This is a genomic window from Neoroseomonas rubea (assembly GCF_016106015.1).
Lineage (GTDB): Bacteria > Pseudomonadota > Alphaproteobacteria > Acetobacterales > Acetobacteraceae > Neoroseomonas > Neoroseomonas rubea.
Window position 1 is genome coordinate 1 of record NZ_JACADQ010000073.1, and the last position, 15,457, is coordinate 15,457.

The 15,457-nt window shown below is 71.4% G+C and carries 14 protein-coding genes and 1 tRNA gene; 11 read left to right on the forward strand and 4 right to left on the reverse strand.

Annotated features, from left to right (window positions below; all coding sequences use genetic code 11):
- Nucleotides 1-231 precede the first annotated feature (231 nt).
- The 3 genes from HW577_RS09980 to HW577_RS09990 are packed head-to-tail and all read left to right on the forward strand — an operon-like array spanning nucleotide 232 to nucleotide 2,523.
- Nucleotides 232-1,215: a Bug family tripartite tricarboxylate transporter substrate binding protein gene (locus HW577_RS09980; protein ID WP_198375994.1), complete on the forward strand. Its 984-nt coding sequence runs from the start codon at nucleotides 232-234 to the stop codon at nucleotides 1,213-1,215.
- 53 nt (nucleotides 1,216-1,268) lie between these two features.
- A complete protein-coding gene (gene puuE, locus HW577_RS09985; protein WP_198375995.1) occupies nucleotides 1,269-2,198 on the forward strand; it encodes an allantoinase PuuE in 930 nt (309 codons plus the stop codon).
- Nucleotides 2,199-2,208: 10 nt separating this feature from the next.
- The gene (locus HW577_RS09990) at nucleotides 2,209-2,523 is read left to right on the forward strand and encodes a cupin domain-containing protein (RefSeq protein ID WP_198375996.1); all 315 of its coding nucleotides are present in this window, start codon (nucleotides 2,209-2,211) and stop codon (nucleotides 2,521-2,523) included.
- 2 nt (nucleotides 2,524-2,525) lie between these two features.
- Here HW577_RS09990 and HW577_RS09995 read toward each other — a convergent pair whose 3' ends face one another.
- A complete protein-coding gene (locus HW577_RS09995; RefSeq protein WP_198375997.1) occupies nucleotides 2,526-3,500 on the reverse strand; it encodes a hydroxyacid dehydrogenase in 975 nt (324 codons plus the stop codon).
- Nucleotides 3,500-4,468, reverse strand: a complete 969-nt coding sequence (locus tag HW577_RS10000) for a Bug family tripartite tricarboxylate transporter substrate binding protein (protein WP_198375998.1) — start codon at nucleotides 4,466-4,468, stop codon at nucleotides 3,500-3,502. Before HW577_RS10000 ends, HW577_RS09995 begins: the two co-directional genes overlap by 1 nt.
- Before the next feature lie 306 nt (nucleotides 4,469-4,774).
- Between HW577_RS10000 and HW577_RS10005 the strand changes: the two genes are divergently transcribed.
- The 8 genes from HW577_RS10005 to HW577_RS10040 all read left to right on the forward strand — a co-directional run bounded on the left by HW577_RS10005 (nucleotide 4,775) and on the right by HW577_RS10040 (nucleotide 13,896).
- Entirely contained in the window at nucleotides 4,775-6,355 is a 1,581-nt protein-coding gene (locus HW577_RS10005; RefSeq protein WP_198375999.1) for a 2-isopropylmalate synthase, read from the forward strand.
- 407 nt (nucleotides 6,356-6,762) lie between these two features.
- Nucleotides 6,763-7,806, forward strand: a complete 1,044-nt coding sequence (locus tag HW577_RS10010) for a rod shape-determining protein (protein ID WP_198376000.1) — start codon at nucleotides 6,763-6,765, stop codon at nucleotides 7,804-7,806.
- Between the two features lie 67 nt (nucleotides 7,807-7,873).
- A complete protein-coding gene (gene mreC / locus HW577_RS10015; RefSeq protein WP_198376001.1) occupies nucleotides 7,874-8,740 on the forward strand; it encodes a rod shape-determining protein MreC in 867 nt (288 codons plus the stop codon).
- Between the two features lie 8 nt (nucleotides 8,741-8,748).
- On the forward strand, nucleotides 8,749-9,306 hold the full coding sequence (locus tag HW577_RS10020) for a rod shape-determining protein MreD (RefSeq protein ID WP_232474818.1): 558 nt from the start codon (nucleotides 8,749-8,751) through the stop codon (nucleotides 9,304-9,306).
- Nucleotides 9,303-11,204: a penicillin-binding protein 2 gene (gene mrdA, locus HW577_RS10025; RefSeq protein WP_198376002.1), complete on the forward strand. Its 1,902-nt coding sequence runs from the start codon at nucleotides 9,303-9,305 to the stop codon at nucleotides 11,202-11,204. Before HW577_RS10020 ends, mrdA begins: the two co-directional genes overlap by 4 nt.
- Entirely contained in the window at nucleotides 11,201-12,346 is a 1,146-nt protein-coding gene (rodA, locus tag HW577_RS10030; protein ID WP_198376003.1) for a rod shape-determining protein RodA, read from the forward strand. Before mrdA ends, rodA begins: the two co-directional genes overlap by 4 nt.
- Nucleotides 12,347-12,436: 90 nt before the next feature.
- A tRNA-Lys gene (locus HW577_RS10035) sits at nucleotides 12,437-12,512 on the forward strand.
- 577 nt (nucleotides 12,513-13,089) lie between these two features.
- Complete coding sequence (locus HW577_RS10040; protein WP_198376004.1) at nucleotides 13,090-13,896, forward strand: hypothetical protein; 807 nt, start codon at nucleotides 13,090-13,092, stop codon at nucleotides 13,894-13,896.
- On the opposite strand, the gene iolE is transcribed toward HW577_RS10040, so the two are convergent.
- On the reverse strand, nucleotides 13,836-14,723 hold the full coding sequence (gene iolE / locus HW577_RS10045; protein WP_198376005.1) for a myo-inosose-2 dehydratase: 888 nt from the start codon (nucleotides 14,721-14,723) through the stop codon (nucleotides 13,836-13,838). The two genes, HW577_RS10040 and iolE, sit on opposite strands and share 61 nt — an antisense overlap.
- Nucleotide 14,724: 1 nt before the next feature.
- The coding region (locus HW577_RS10050) for a thiamine pyrophosphate-dependent enzyme (protein ID WP_232474819.1) at nucleotides 14,725-15,457 on the reverse strand (733 nt) is incomplete at its 5' end.

Sequence of the window (15,457 nt, forward strand, 5' to 3'; positions counted from 1 at the left end):
TCGGCCGCGTGCTCTTCCGATCCGCCCGGGCGCGCGCCCTGGCCCGGCCGCTGGCGGCCTGACCTTGGCGCGGCGGCCCGGCCTTCGCGCCGGGCCGCAGCCGATGCTTGACCTGCCCAGGGCGTGCCCGCATCCCGTGCGGCGGTTGACGCTGGCGCGCGCCGTCGCGCACCTTTCCGCCATGAGGGCCGCGCATCGCAGGACGCCGCCCCGCCTGGAGGAGAAGGTCCGATGCCCGGCCGTCGCGCCCTGTTGCTTGCCGCCGCCGGCGGTACCCTCGTTGCGCCCACGGCGCTCCGCGCGCAGGGCTGGACGCCGTCGGGGCCGATCCGCGTCGTCGTTCCCTTCGCCGCAGGCGGCACCACGGACATCCTCGCGCGGCTGTTCGGACAGCGCCTGACGGAGACGCTCGGCGTGTCGATCCTGGTCGAGAACCGGGGCGGCGGCGGGGGGTCGATCGGCGCCGACCTCGTCGCCAAGGCGAACCCGGACGGGCAGGTGCTGCTGTTCCACAACTCCACCTTCTCCGCCACCACGGCGGTGCTGGAGTTCAACAATCGCGCACCGCATTCGATCGAGCGCGACTTCGCCCCGATCAGCCTCGGCGCGCTGGTGCCCACCGTGATGATGGTGCATCCCTCGGTCCCCGCGACGAACCTGGCGGAATTCATCGCCTGGGCGAAAGCGCAGCCCTCGCCGCCCTTCTATGGTTCGACCGGCCCGGGCAGCGCGGGGCATCTGACGGGGGAGGTGCTGCAGGCCGACGGGAATTTCCGCATGGAGCACGTGCCCTTCCGCGGCGCCTCCCTGCTGGTGCAGGAGATGCTGACGGGCCGCATCCCCTTCGGCGGCGACCAGCTCTCCTCCTCCCTCCAGCATATCCGCGCGGGTTCGCTGCGCCCGGTCGCGATCCGCTCGACCTCGCGCTCGCGCCTGCTGCCCGAGGTGCCGACGGTGCGCGAGCAGGGCTTCCCCAACGCCGAGATCCTGGGCTGGAACGGCTTCTTCGCCCCCGCCCGCACGCCGGAGCCCGTGCTGGCGCGCCTGCAGACCGAGATCGCGGCGGCGGCCCGCCACCCGCCGCTCGCTGCGCGCATCGACGAGCTCGGTGCCGATCCGGGCGGCAATTCCAGCGCCGAGTTCCGCGAGATGGTGCACGCCCAGGTCGCGGCGCTGCGGCCGATCGTGCGGCAATTGCGCCTCGCTCCCGAATGAGGGGCTGCGGGCCCGATTGACCGCGGGCGCACGCATCCGGCAGCCTCGGCGGCATGACGATCCTCGCCGCCGAGACCGACTACCCCCGCGACTTCCTGGGCTACGGCCCGCGGACCCCTGACCCGCGATGGCCCGGCGGCGCGAAGCTCGCCTTGTCCTTCGTGCTGAACTACGAGGAAGGGGGCGAGAACACGGTGCTGAACGGCGATGCCGGCAGCGAATTGTACCTGCACGAGGTCCCCGGCGGGTCGCCCGTGCTGGGCGAGCGCAACCGCACCGTCGAATCCCAGTTCGACTACGGCGCGCGCGCCGGCGTCTGGCGCGTGCTGCGCGCCTTCGCAGCCCACGGGATGCCGCTGACCGTCTATGCCGTGGGCCGCGCGCTGGAACTGAACCCGGACGCGGCGCGCGCCTTCGTCGCGGCGGGGCACGAGGTCGCGTCCCACGCTTGGCGCTGGATCGACTATCACGGCATGGACGAGGCGACGGAGCGCGCCGAGATCGCCCGCTGCGTCGAGACGATCGAGCGCCTGACCGGCACGCGCCCCGTCGGCTGGTACACCGGCCGCATCAGCCCGAACACAAGGCGGCTCGTCGCCGAATTCGGCGGCTTCCTGTATGACAGCGACGCCTATGACGACGACCTGCCGCATTACGTGACGGCGGCGGGCAGGCCGCACCTCGTCATTCCCTATACGCTCGACAACAACGACATGAAGTACGCGGTGCCGCCCGGCTTCGGCGACCCGGACGGGTGGGAGCGCCACCTGACGGATGCCTTCGAGGTGCTGCTCGCCGAAGGGCGCGCGGGGGCGCCCAAGATGATGTCGGTCGGGCTGCATTGCCGGCTCGTCGGCCGGCCGGGCCGCGCGGCCGCCTTGCAGCGCTTTCTGGCCCGCGTGGCGCGGGAGAAGGATGTCTGGGTCTGCCGCCGCGCCGATATCGCCCGCCACTGGTGGGCGACGCATCCGCCGTCACGCTGAGGAAGCCGCCATGTCCTATCCGCTCGAGAAGCGCGAACTGGTCGCCGAGGCGCCGGGCCTGCGCATGCAGATCCTGACGCTCGCCGCGGGGCAGGAAGTGCCCTGGCACTGGCACAGCGAGGTGACGGACACCTTCTGGTGCATGGACGGGCCGATGGTGATCGAGATGCGCGCCCCGCGGGAGGCCGTGGAACTGGCGCCGGGCCAGATGCACGCCGTGCCCCCGAAGCGCGCGCATCGCGTCACGGGCAAGGATGGCGGGCGCTGCCGCTTCGCCATCCTGCAGGGCATCGGGACGTACGATTTCCAGCCGGTGGGCGGCTGAACCTATCGCCGCTGCAGGATCTCCGGGTTCACCATCATCGCCGGGTCGGGCGCCCCGTCCAGCGCATCGAGCAGGTTGCGCGCCGCCTGGACGGCCATGCGGGACAGCCCTTCCTCCGTGCTCGCCGCCGAATGCGGGCTGACGATGACGTTGGGCAGGGCGAGCAGCGGGTTGCCGGGCTCGGCCGGTTCCTGTTCCAGCACGTCGGTGCCGAAGCCCATGAGCCGGCCGGATCGCAGCGCCTGCTTCACCGCCGCCTGCTTTACCACCGGCCCGCGCGCGGTGTTGACCAGGATCGCCCCCGGCTTCAGCGCGGCGAAGGCGGCCTCGTCCATCAGGTGCTTCGTCGCCGGCGCCAGGGGGCAATGCAGCGTGACCACGTCGCTCTCGGCCAGCGCCTTGTGCAGGTCGCGCACGGGCTGGTGCCCGTCGGCGGCGATGCGGGCAGGGTGGAACAGCGGGTCGTGCACCAGCACGCGCATGTGGAAGGCGCGGCAATACGCCGCGACGCGCGTGCCGATCCGGCCATAGCCCACCACCAGCGCGGTACGGCCGGCGAGATCGACCATGCGCGGCCCTTCCTTCGGCCACCAGCCGCCCGCCTTCACATGCGCATCGGCATCGACTGAGCGGCGCGCGACGGCGAGCATCAGCATCATCGCGTGCTCGGCAACGGAAAGGTCGTTGGTGCCGTTGACCACCATCACCGGGATGCCGCGTTCCGAGCAGGCCGGGATGTCGATCGTGTCGAAGCCCACCCCGACGCGGGAGACGGCGCGCAGCCGGGGGGCGGCGGCGAGGGCTGCCGCATCGACGCGCTCGAGCCACGCGATCAGCCCGTCCGCCCCGGTCAGGGCGCGGTGCAGCGCGTCCGCCGGCGGGTCGAACATCTCGGTGATCTCGAGGTCGCGCCGTGCCGCGAGCACCGCCGCACCGGCCGGATGCAGCGGTCGGCCGAGGACGATGCGGTGCGCCATCAGTCGATCCTCTCGATGTTGTTACGCTCGACCACTTCCCGCCAACGGGCGATCTCGCTGCGGACATGCTCGGCGAAGCGTTCCGGGCTGCCGCCTTCGGGCCGGGTGCCGAGGTCGCGCAGGCGGCGCTGCACGTCGGGGTCGGCATTGGCCTCGTTCAGGAGGCGGTTGAGCCCGGCGACGACGTTGGGCGGCGTGCCGCGCGGGGCCATGTAGCCGAACCAGGGCTCGACCACGATGCCGGGCACGCCGGCCTCGGCGAAGGTCGGCACGTCGGGCAGGGACGGGTCGCGCTGGCCGCCGGTGACGGCGATGGCGCGGATCTGCCCGGCGCGGATCGCCTGGATCTTGGTCGGGATGTTCTCGATCATCACCTGCACCTGGTTCGCCAGCAGCGCCTGCAAGGCGGGCGCGCCGCCGCGGAAGGGCACATGCACCATCCCCGTGCCGAGCCGCCCGTTCAGCAATTCGGGAGTCAGGTGGTTGGAGGAGCCGAAGCCGGAGGAGCCGTAGTTCACCCGCCCCTGGTTCGCCCGCGTCCAGGCGATGAACTCCTGCAGCGTCGTGGCGGGGACGGAGGGGTGGACGGCGACGACGTTCATCACGCTGCCGCTCCAGAACACGGGCACGAGGTCGCGCTCGATGTCGTAGGGCATGCGGCGGTAGATGGCGGCGTTGATGGCGCAGTTGCCGATGGTGCAGCCGCCGAGGGTATAGCCGTCGGGCGCGCTGCGCGCCGCGGCCTCCATGCCGATATTGCCGTTGGCGCCGGATCGGTTCTCGACCACCCAGGGATGGGGGGAGGAGCGGCTGATCCGGTCGGCGAAGATGCGCGCGATCAGATCGGTCGAGCCGCCGGGCGGGAAGGGGAGGATGATGCGCACCGGCCGCTCGGGCGACCAGTCTTGGGCGGCGGCGGGCAGGGCGATGAGGCCCGCCACGAGGGCGAGGGCGATCCGGCGCAGCATGCGTTTCCTCCGTGCTTATGGCGCGGGAGACTGCCCGCCGCCCACCAGGTCGGCAATATCGGCGCTTGCCGCCGACCGGCGGCGCACGTATCGTTCTCCCGCGATGACACTGCGCGCGATCCCGGCTGGCCTGGATCTGGGGCTTCCCGCCCCCGCCGCCGCGCGCGCGCCGCTCGGCCTCCTCCTTCTTCTTCGACTTAGCCGCCCCTGGGCGTGACGCCCGGCTGACCGCAGCCGGACATCGCTCAGGGGAACCTGGGACCGAACGCGCGCATCCACATCATCGCCACACAGGGAATGCCTGACATGGCCATCACCCATCCCTCCTTCGGCACCTTGGCCGACGACCGGATCATCATCTTCGACACCACGCTGCGCGACGGCGAACAGTCGCCGGGCTTCTCGATGAATCTCGAGGAGAAGCTGCGCATGGCCGAGGCGCTGTGGGAACTCGGCATCGACGTGATGGAGGCGGGGTTCCCCATCGCCTCCCCCGGCGATTTCGAGAGCGTGCTGTCCATCGCGCAGCATTTCGCCAAGGACGGGCCGGTGGTCTGCGGCCTGTCGCGCACCGCGCCGGCCGACATCCTGCGCGCGGCCGAAGCCGTGAAGCCGGCCGCGCGCAAGCGCATCCACACCTTCGTCTCGACGAGCCCGCTTCACATGCGGGTGAAGCTGCGGCTGGAGCCCGAGCAGGTGCTCGACCTCGTGACCAGCAGCGTGACCCTCGCCCGCCAGCACACCGACGACGTCGAATGGTCGGCCGAGGACGGCACGCGGACCGAGCCCGACTTCCTCTGCCGCTGCGTGGAAGCCGCGATCAAGGCTGGGGCGACGACGATCAACATCCCCGACACGGTCGGCTACGCGCTGCCCGAGGACATGACGCGCATCTTCAACATGGTGCGCGAACGCGTCCCCGGCGCGGACAAGGTCATTCTCTCCACCCACAACCACAACGACCTGGGCCTCGCCGTCGCCAACACGCTGGCGGCGATCCGCGCAGGGGCGCGGCAGGTGGAAAGCACCATCAACGGCATCGGCGAGCGCGCGGGCAATGCCAGCCTCGAGGAAGTGGTGATGGCGCTGCGCACGCGCCACGACGCCATCGCGACGAAAAACAACATCGTCACCGAGCGAATCCTCAAGACCTCCAGGCTGCTCGCGACCATCACCGGCTTCGACGTGCAGCCGAACAAGGCGATCGTCGGCCGCAACGCCTTCGCGCATGAATCGGGCATCCACCAGGACGGCGTGCTGAAGGACAAGTCGACCTACGAGATCATGACGCCGGAGAGCGTCGGCTGGTCCAACACCTCGCTGGTGATGGGCAAGCATTCCGGCCGCGCCGCCTTCCGCGACAAGCTGAAGGGCATGGGCTACGAGATCGGCGACAACCAGCTGAACGACGCCTTCCGCCGCTTCAAGGACCTCGCCGACCGCAAGAAGGTCGTCTACGACGAGGATATCGCCGCGCTGGTCGATGACGAGATCGTCCGCGGCAACGACCGCATCCGGCTGACCGCGCTGACGGTCGCGACCGGCATGGCCACGAAGCCCACCGCCTCCATCACGCTCGAGGTCGATGGCGTGGCGAAGGATGGCGTTGCCGCCGGCGACGGCGCGGTGGACGCGACCTTCAACGCGCTGCGCAACGCCTTCCCGCACGATGTGAACCTTAAGCTCTATGCCGTGCAGTCGGTCACCGGCGGCACGGATGCCCAGGCGCGCGTCACCGTGCGGCTGGAGGAAGGCGGGAAGCTCGTGGACGGGCAGGGGGCGGATACGGACACGATCGTCGCGTCCGCCCGTGCCTATGTGCATGCGCTGAACAAGCTGCTGGTGAAGCGGGAACGGACGGAGCCGCCCGCGGTGCTGCGCGCATGATGCGCCGGGCGGCGGTGGGCGTGGCCTTCGCCCTGCCCGCCGCCGCCCTCGCCCAGCCTGCCCCGATCGGCTCCGCGCGGATGGAGCCGGACGGGACCATCATCCTCGACCTGATTGCCCGGACTGGCGGCGCAACGGGCCATGCCCGCATCGCCTATCCTCCCGGCCATCCGGACTATGCTATGATCCTGCGTCACCGCTATGATCCTGCGTCACCTGGGCGGGCTCCGCCCGGGGGAGGTCAAGCCGGTCGCACCCTTTCCGTGACGGGATCGTCATGGGGAATCCGGCTTGAGCCTCCGCCCAGGGGGGGCTAAACGCCCCCATCCTCTCTTGCCCCATCAGTCGCGGCGGCGGCCCTGGCCCGCATCGCGGGCTGTGCGGCCCCGTCGGAAGGTCCGGTACGCATGTTCTCTCGCCTGTTCGGCTTCCTCTCCGCCGACATGGCCATCGACCTCGGCACGGCGAACACGCTGGTCTATGTGAAGGGCCGCGGCATCGTCCTGAACGAGCCGAGCGTCGTCGCCATCGCCGACCAGCGTGGCCGGAAGCAGGTGCTCGCGGTGGGGGAGGAGGCGAAGCTCATGCTCGGCCGCACTCCCGGCAACATCGCCGCCATCCGTCCGCTGCGCGACGGCGTGATCGCCGATTTCGAGGTGGCGGAGGAGATGATCAAGCATTTCATCCGCAAGGTGCACAACCGGCGCTCCTTCGCCTCCCCCATGATCATCGTCTGCGTGCCCTCGGGCTCCACGGCCGTCGAACGCCGGGCGATCCAGGAAAGCGCGGAATCGGCCGGGGCGCGGCGCGTGCTGCTGATCGAGGAGCCGATGGCCGCCGCGATCGGCGCCGGGCTGCCGGTGACAGAGCCCTCCGGGTCGATGGTGGTCGACATCGGCGGCGGGACGACCGAGGTCGCGGTGATCAGCCTCGGTGGCATCGTCTATGCCCGGTCCGTCCGCGTCGGCGGGGACAAGCTGGACGAGGCGATCATCAGCTACATCCGCCGGCAGTTTAACCTCCTCATCGGCGAATCGACCGCGGAGCGGATCAAGCTCGAGATCGGCGCCGCTGCCCCGCCCGAGGACGGGGAGGAAGGCCCGATGGCCGAGGTGAAGGGCCGGGACCTGATGAACGGCGTCCCGCGCGAGGTCATCGTCAGCCAGCGCCAGGTGGCCGAGTCCCTGAACGAGCCGGTCTCCCAGATCGTCGAGGCGGTGAAGGTGGCGCTCGAGAACACGCCGCCGGAGCTGGCCGCCGACATCGTCGACAAGGGGATCGTGCTGACGGGCGGGGGCGCGCTGCTGTATCGCCTTGACCAGGTGCTGCGGGAGGCGACGGGCCTGCCTGTCGTGGTGGCAGAGGATGCCCTGTCCTGCGTCGCCCTCGGCACGGGCCGGGCGCTCGAGGACATCAAGCGGCTTCGCCACGTCCTGACTTCCATGTATTGATGCGGGTGCCGGCCCGTCCTTCGCGGGGCGGGGTCCGTGACGTCCTGCGAAAGGGGTCGAGAGGCGCGTGATCCGGCTGAGCATCCCGCTCCGTCAGGCATTGGCGCGGCTGTCGCTGCCGCTGATGATCGCGGCCGCCTTCGGCGTCATGCTGCTGGGCAAGGCCGACGCCCTGCTGGCCGAACGCCTGCGCAGCCACCTGTCCGACGCGCTGTCGCCCATCTATGCCGCGCTGGCCGAGCCGATGGCGGCGATCCGCTCGGCGGCCGAGGAAGTGCGCGGGCTCGCCACGCTGCGGGAGGAGAATGCCCAGCTGCGGGAGGAGAATGAGCGGCTGCGCCACTGGCACGCCACCGCCCTGGCGCTGGAGACCGAGAACGAGCTGCTCCGCCGCCAGCTGAACTTCCTGCCCGAGGCCGCACCCGCCTTCGTCACCGCCCGCGTCGTCGCCGACGGGGGCGGGACCTATGCCCGTGCCGTGCTGCTCGCCACCGGGCCGCAGCACGCCATCCGCAAGGGCCAGGTCGCGCTGGACGAAAGGGGCTTCGTCGGCCGTGTGACCGAGGTGGGCTCGCGCTCCGCCCGCGTGCTGCTGGCCACCGACATGAACAGCCGCATCCCGGTCACGCTGGAACAGAGCCGCGCGCGCGCGGTCATGGCGGGCAGCAACGGCGCCCGGCCGCGCCTCGCGCACTGGCCGGAAGGCGTCATCCCGGTCGAAGGCGAAAGGGTCGTCACCAGCGCGGAGGCCGGCGCCTTCCCGGCGGGCCTGCCCGTCGGCGTCGTCCGGCTCTCGCCGCAGGGCGTGCCGGAGGTTGAGCTCTTCGCCCGGCTCGACCGGCTCGATGCCGTGCGGCTGTTCGACTACGGGCTGCGGGGCATCCTGCCGCCGGAATCGGTCGCGCGGCCCGAACCCCGCCAGGGGCGGCGCTGAGGCCGGCCATGGCCATGCCCCCCGCCCGCCGCCCGCAGGGCCGCCCGGCCCCCGCGCCGGGGCTGCTGCGGCGCATCGACGCCTTCGCGCGTTTCGCCTTCCCGGGATTTTCCACGGCCTTCCTCATGGTGCTTGCCGCGGCACCGGTCAGCCTGCCTTCCCCGGTCTTCGCCGTGGCGCTGCCCTGCGTCGCCTTCTGGTCGGTGTTCCGCCCGGCGGCGATGACGCCGCCGATCGTCCTGCTGCTCGGCCTGCTGCTCGACCTACTGACGCTCGCGCCGCTCGGCGTCAGCGTGCTGGTGCTGCTCGCGGTGCATGCCCTGGCGCTGAGGCTGCGGCGCTTCCTGGCGCGGCAATCCTTCCTGATGGTCTGGCTGGCCTTCTGCCTGGCCGGGCTCGGGGCGGCCGCGCTGTTCTGGGGGCTGCAGGCGCTGCTCTCGCTCCGCCTGCCGCCCTTCGCCCCGGCGCTGCACGCGGCGATGCTGGCGGCCGGCTTCTATCCCGCCATCGCGCTCGTGCTGACGCGCGTTCATGAGGCGATGCTCCAGGCGGAGAACGCGCCATGAGCTGGCGCCCTTGGGGCGGGCCGGGCGTGCTCGGCGGCGAACGCACCGTGCGGAAGGAGGAGGAACGCCGTCGCGGCATCTTCACCCGGCGCGCGGCGCTGCTCGGCGCGGTGCAGCTCGGCGCCTTCGGCTTCCTCGGCACCCGACTGTACAAGCTGCAGATCGAGGAAGGGGCGCGCTACGCGACGCTTGCCGAGGAAAACCGCGTCTCGGCGCGGCTGTTCGCCCCGCCCCGCGGGCGCATCCTCGACCGCCAGGGCAAGGTGGTGGCCGGCAACAGGCTGAACTGGCGCGCGCTGCTGGTGGCCGAACAGACCGCGGACGTCTCCGCCACGCTCGAGACCTTTTCCCGCATCGTGCCGCTGGCCGACCACGAGAAGGCGCGGATCGAGCGCGAGGTCCGGCGCAACCGCCGCTTCGTGCCCGTGATCATGCGCGAATTCCTGACCTGGGAGGAGATGGCGCGGATCGAGGTGAACGCGCCCGACCTGCCTGGCGTCTCGGTGGACATGGGCACCACCCGCATCTACCCCGAGACCGAGCACCTCGCCCATGTGGTGGGCTATGTCGCCGCACCCGCGGAAGCCGATGCGGGGGAAGACCCGCTGCTGCAGCTGCCCGGCATCCGGGTCGGGCGCGCGGGGGTGGAGCGCCACCATGACCGCATCCTGCGCGGCCGTGCCGGCGCGGTGCAGGTCGAGGTCAACGCCGTCGGCCGCGTGATCCGCGAGCTGGACCGCCGCGAAGGCATCCCCGGCCAGGATGTGCAGATCAGCGTGGATACCGAGCTGCAGAAGGCGATCCGCGCGAAGATCGACGAAGGCACCACCGCCGTGCTGCTCGATGCGCGGAACGGGGAAGTGCTGGCGATGGCGACCAAGCCATCGTTCGACCCGAACATCTTCAATGCCGGCGTCAGCGCGGCGCAGTGGCGGCAATGGACGGCGAGCCGCTCGACGCCCCTGATCAACAAGGCGACGAACGGGCTCTACGCGCCGGGATCGACCTTCAAGATGGTCGTGGCGCTGGCCGCGCTCGAAGCCCGCGTCTGCCGCCCCGGCGACACGGTGCACTGCCCCGGGCATCTCGACTACGGCGACACGCGCTTCCACTGCCACAACCGCAACGGCCATGGCGGCGTGAACATGCGCACCGCCATCATGGCGTCCTGCGACGTGTACTTCTACGAAATGGCCAAGCGCGTCGGGATGGACCGGATCGCCGCCATGGCGAACCGCTTCGGCATGGGTGTCGACCTCGAGATCGAGCTGCCGGGCACGCGCCGCGGCCTGGTGCCGACGCGCGGCTGGCGCCAGGCGCAGGGCAAGCCCTGGTCGATCGGCGACACGATCGTGCATGGCATCGGCCAGGGCTTCTACCAGCTGACGCCGCTCTCGCTCGCGGTGATGACGGCGCGGCTGGCGACCGGGCGTGCGGTCCAGCCGCACCTGACGCGCGCGATCGCCGGGCGCCCGGTGCGCGGCAGCCGGGCGGAGGACTGGCCGAGCCTCGGCATCCCCGAGAACGACCTGCGCTTCATCCGCGAGGCGATGTGGGGCGTGGTGAACGGCGGCGGCACCGCCGGCGCGTCCCGGCTGCCCTCGCAATACGGGCAGATGGCCGGCAAGACCGGCACGACGCAGGTCCGGCGCGTGACGCGCGAGCAGCGGGAACGCGGCTTCAACGTGTCCCAGGTGCCGCGCGAATGGCGGCCGCACGCGCTGTTCGTGGCCTATGCGCCGCACGACAACCCGCTCTACGCGCTGTCCGTCATCGTCGAGCACGGCACCAGCGGTTCGGGTGCGGCCGCGCCGCTCGCGCGCGACATATTGGTCGAGACCTTCCAGCGGCTCGGGCCGACGCGGCCTGGCCAGCGGGTGGCGGAGGCAGGCCGATGATCTTCGAGCGCCGTCTTCTGGCCCGCGACCGCGGCGCCGGCGTGCTGGAGAAGCTCTGGCAGATCCCCTGGTCCTTCGTGCTGCTGCTGTGCGCGGTCGCGGCCGTGGGCTACGTCGCGCTGCTCTCGGCCGGCGGCGGCAACCCGGACACCTACGCGCAGCGCCACGCGATCCGCTTCGGCTTCGGCCTCGTGCTGATGCTGAGCCTGGCGCTGGTCGACATCCGGCTGATCGCGCGCTTCGCCTGGGTGGGCTACCTCGGCGGCATCGCGCTGCTAGTGCTCGTGCTGCTGCACGGGAACATCGGCAAGGGCGCGCAGCGCTGGATCGATATCGGCCCGGTGCAGCTGCAGCCGTCGGAACTGATGAAGATCATGCTGGTGCTGGGGCTGGCCGCCTGGTTCCACCGCGCTTCGTGGGAAAGGATGGGCAATCCGCTGTTCCTTATCCCGCCGGCGATCGCGGTTCTGGTCCCGGTCGGGCTGATCCTCAAGCAGCCCAATCTCGGCACCGCGCTGATCACTGCGACGGTGGGCGCGGCGGTTTTCTGGGCGGCGGGGATGCGCTGGTGGAAGTTCGCGGGGCTGGCGGCCGCGGCCGCCGTCGCGGCGCCGATCGCCTATGAGAGGCTCCACGACTACCAGCGCGCGCGCATCACCACCTTCCTCGATCCGGAGAGCGATCCGCTCGGCGCCGGCTACAACATCATCCAGTCCAAGATCGCGCTGGGCTCGGGCGGGCTCTGGGGCAAGGGCTTCCTGCAGGGGACGCAGGGGCATCTGAACTTCCTGCCGGAAAAGCAGACCGACTTCATCTTCACCATGATCGCCGAGGAATTCGGCCTGGTCGGCGCGCTGACGACTCTGGCGATGCTCACCCTGATGGTGGCCTTCTGCTATCTGGTCGCCTTCCGCAGCCGGCACCAGTTCGGACGGCTGCTCGCCGTCGGGCTCGGCACCAACTACTTCCTGTACGTGTTCGTGAACGTGGCGATGGTGACGGGCTCGATCCCCGTGGGTGGCGTGCCGCTGCCGCTGATCAGCCATGGCGGCTCGGCCATGCTGACGGTGATGCTGGGCTTCGGGCTGCTGCTGTCCGCCTATGTGCATCGCGACGCCGAGATGGGACCCATGCGGGAATGAAGTCCCGCCCCGGTGCAAAGGGGCTGGACAAACGCGCCGGGGCCGCTAATTAGCGCGTCCTCGGAACCGGCCCTCGGGCCGGGGCCCGGCGGGCGCATAGCTCAGTTGGTAGAGCAGCTGACTCTTAATCAGCGGGTCCAAGGTTCGAATCCTTGTGCGCCCACCATCCGCCGGTTCAGCCACGCATCGACTAGGCTACCGAGGCCGTGCGCCTCCATCTCCTCGAAGCTGTAGCGCGCCCGGACCAGGGGCATCGGCATCGGGCCAAGAAGCGCGCCGAGGTCGATCGGCGTCCCCGCCACCACCGCCTCCGCCCCCGACCGCGCGATCGTCGCCGCCAGCGCGGCGCGCTGCGCAGGGTCGTAGCCCATGGCCGGCAGCACCGGGCCGAGATGCGGGTAGGCCAGGAACACCTCCGCGATCCCCGGCGCCGCGAAGCCCCGCGGGTCGAGGATCGCCGCCGCCTCTGCATCGACCGCCGCCGCGTATCCCGCCCCGGTCGCCATCCCGCCATGGGTCAGCGTCGGCCCGTCCTCCACCACCAGCACCCGCCGTCCGCCCAGCGCGGCCGCATCATCGAGCGTCACGCGGGACGCGCCGCGCAGCACCGCCGCACGCGGGTTGAGCGCGTGCGCCGCCGCCACGACACGTTCCACATCCGACGCCGGCGCCGCATTCGCCTTGGCGACCAGCACCACATCCGCCATGCGCAGCACGGCCTCGCCCGGATGCCAGCCTGATTCATGCCCGGGGCGCAGCGCGTCCGCGAGCACGATCAGCAGGTCGGGCCGGATGAAGGGGAAGTCGTTGTTCCCGCCATCCCAGAGCAGGATGTCGGCCTCCGCCTCGGCGGCCGCGATGATGCGGGCGTAGTCCACGCCCGCGAAGACCGGCTGTCCGGCGGCGATGTGGGGCTCGTATTCCTCTCGTTCCTCGATCGTGCAGGCGGCGGCGTCGAGGTCGGCGGCGGAGGCGAAGCGCTGCACCGCCTGCGCCGCCAGGTCGCCATAGGGCATCGGATGGCGCAGCACGGCCACGCGCAGCCCGCGCGCACGAAGCCGCGCTGCGAGCCAGCGTGTCACCTGCGACTTGCCGCAGCCCGTGCGCACGGCGCAGATGGCGATGACGGGCCGGCGGGACGGCAGCATCGTCGCGCGCGGCCCCGGCAGCACGAAGTCCGCGCCTGCCGCGAGCACCATCGCACCGAGCCGCGTCACATGCACCTGCGGCACGTCGCTGTAGGCGAACAGCACCTCGTCGACGTCGCCGCGCGCCAGCAGCGCGGGCAATTCCGACTCGTCGTGGATTGGTACGCCATCCGGATAGAGTGGGCCGGCGAGGGCGGCCGGGTAGCGCCGCCCCGCGATGCCCGGGATCTGCGCCGCGGTGAAGGCGACGCAGTCCCGCGATGGATCCTCGCGGAACAGCGTGTTGAAGACGTGGAAGTCGCGCCCCGCCGCGCCAAGGATGATCGCGCAGCGGCGCGCGGTCATGGCGCGAAGGCCCGCGAAACGAGGCCCGCGAGGTGGTCGTGCCCCATCCGCGCATAGGTCAGCGGGTGCGCCTTGGCCGGGTCCTGCTCCGCTTCCACCACCAGCCAGCCCTGGTAGCGGCCTTCGGCGAGCGCGCCGAGGACGGCGGCGAAATCGACCATGCCGTCGCCGGGGACGGTGAACATCCCTTCGAGCACCGCTTCGAGGAAGGGCAGGTCGGCCGCCCTGGCGCGCACCAGCACGTCCGGCCGCACATCCTTGCAATGCACATGCGCGATGCGACCGGCATGGCGTCGCGCCATCGCGACCGGATCGCCGCCCGCGGCCACCAGGTGGCCGGTGTCGAGCAGCAGCGCAACCTCCGGCCCCGTCGATGCCATCAGCCGGTCGATCTCGGCCGCCGTCTCCACCACCGTGCCGAGATGGTGGTGGTAGGCAAGGCGCAGGCCGCGCGCGGCCATGCGGCCGGCCATCTCCGTCATGCGTGGCGCCAGCACCGCCCAGTCCGCATCCGACAGCACCGGGCGGCGGGAGAGCGGCGTGGCGCGGTCGCCATGCACGGCGCGGGAGACCTCGGCGAAGACGCAGGCCGTGCAGCCCATGGCGGACAGCAGCGCGAGATGCGGCTCGGCCGCTTCCATCTCCGCCTCGACGTCGCGTTCCAGCAGGCGGGAGCCGTACCAGCCCGAGGCGAGCGCGAGGCCGTGCCGTGCGAGGATCGGCGCGAGCGTCGCCGCGTCACGGGGAAACTTGTTGCCGAGCTCGACCCCCGCGAAGCCCGCCTGCTTCGCTTCCGACAGGCAGATCTCGAGCGGCGTCTCCGCGCCGAGCTCGGGCATGTCGTCATTGGTCCAGGTCAGCGGGTTGATGGCGAGGCGGATCATCTCAGGCTCCGGTGCGTCGGCGGGCGCGGCTGGCTTCGTAGGCGGCACGCGCCTCGCGCTGGGCGGCGTCGCGCGGCACGGCGCTGACCGGCACGTCCCACCAGGCGCCGCCCTCCTGCGTCGAGGCCTGCGGGTCGGTCGCGACGACGAGTACGGTGGTGCGCTTCGCGCGGAAGGCGCGGGGCAGCGCCTCCTCCAGCGCCGCGACGCCGTCGAGGTCCACGGCGTCCGCGCCGAGGCTGCGCGCGTGGGCGGCGAAGTCGATGGCGGGCGCGGCCTCCTCCAGCAAATTGTTGAAGGGTGCGCCGCCGGTTCCCTTCTGTAGCCGGTTGATGCAGCCGAAGCCGCGATTGTCGAGCAGCACGATGGTGAGCTTCGCGCCGAGCGCGACCGAGGTCGCGATCTCGCTGTTCATCATCAGGTAGGAGCCGTCGCCCACCATCACCACCACCTCGCGTTCCGGCATGGCGAGTTTCGCACCGAGGCCGCCCGCGATCTCGTATCCCATGCAGGAGTAGCCGTATTCGAGGTGGTAGGAGGCCGCGTCCGTCGCGCGCCACAGCTTGTGCAGTTCCCCCGGCAGCCCGCCCGCGGCGCAGACCACGATACCCTGCTGCGGCATGGCGCGGTTGACGGCGCCGAGCACTTGCGCGTCGGTCGGCAGCGCGCCGCGCTTCGGCGCCGCGGTCAGCCGCGCGACGGTCGCGTGCCAGCGCGCGGTCGCGGCCTCGGCG

What these genes read in the sequence shown, in the direction of transcription:
- HW577_RS09980 (WP_198375994.1), top strand. Translation starts at nt 232, where the DNA reads ATGCCCGGCCGTCGCGCCCTGTTGCTTGCCGCCGCCGGCGGTACCCTC.
- puuE (WP_198375995.1), top strand. Translation starts at nt 1,269, where the DNA reads ATGACGATCCTCGCCGCCGAGACCGACTACCCCCGCGACTTCCTGGGC.
- HW577_RS09990 (WP_198375996.1), top strand. Translation starts at nt 2,209, where the DNA reads ATGTCCTATCCGCTCGAGAAGCGCGAACTGGTCGCCGAGGCGCCGGGC.
- HW577_RS09995 (WP_198375997.1), bottom strand. Translation starts at nt 3,500, where the DNA reads ATGGCGCACCGCATCGTCCTCGGCCGACCGCTGCATCCGGCCGGTGCG.
- HW577_RS10000 (WP_198375998.1), bottom strand. Translation starts at nt 4,468, where the DNA reads ATGCTGCGCCGGATCGCCCTCGCCCTCGTGGCGGGCCTCATCGCCCTG.
- HW577_RS10005 (WP_198375999.1), top strand. Translation starts at nt 4,775, where the DNA reads ATGGCCATCACCCATCCCTCCTTCGGCACCTTGGCCGACGACCGGATC.
- HW577_RS10010 (WP_198376000.1), top strand. Translation starts at nt 6,763, where the DNA reads ATGTTCTCTCGCCTGTTCGGCTTCCTCTCCGCCGACATGGCCATCGAC.
- HW577_RS10020 (WP_232474818.1), top strand. Translation starts at nt 8,749, where the DNA reads ATGGCCATGCCCCCCGCCCGCCGCCCGCAGGGCCGCCCGGCCCCCGCG.
- mrdA (WP_198376002.1), top strand. Translation starts at nt 9,303, where the DNA reads ATGAGCTGGCGCCCTTGGGGCGGGCCGGGCGTGCTCGGCGGCGAACGC.
- rodA (WP_198376003.1), top strand. Translation starts at nt 11,201, where the DNA reads ATGATCTTCGAGCGCCGTCTTCTGGCCCGCGACCGCGGCGCCGGCGTG.
- HW577_RS10040 (WP_198376004.1), top strand. Translation starts at nt 13,090, where the DNA reads ATGCCCGGGGCGCAGCGCGTCCGCGAGCACGATCAGCAGGTCGGGCCG.
- iolE (WP_198376005.1), bottom strand. Translation starts at nt 14,723, where the DNA reads ATGATCCGCCTCGCCATCAACCCGCTGACCTGGACCAATGACGACATG.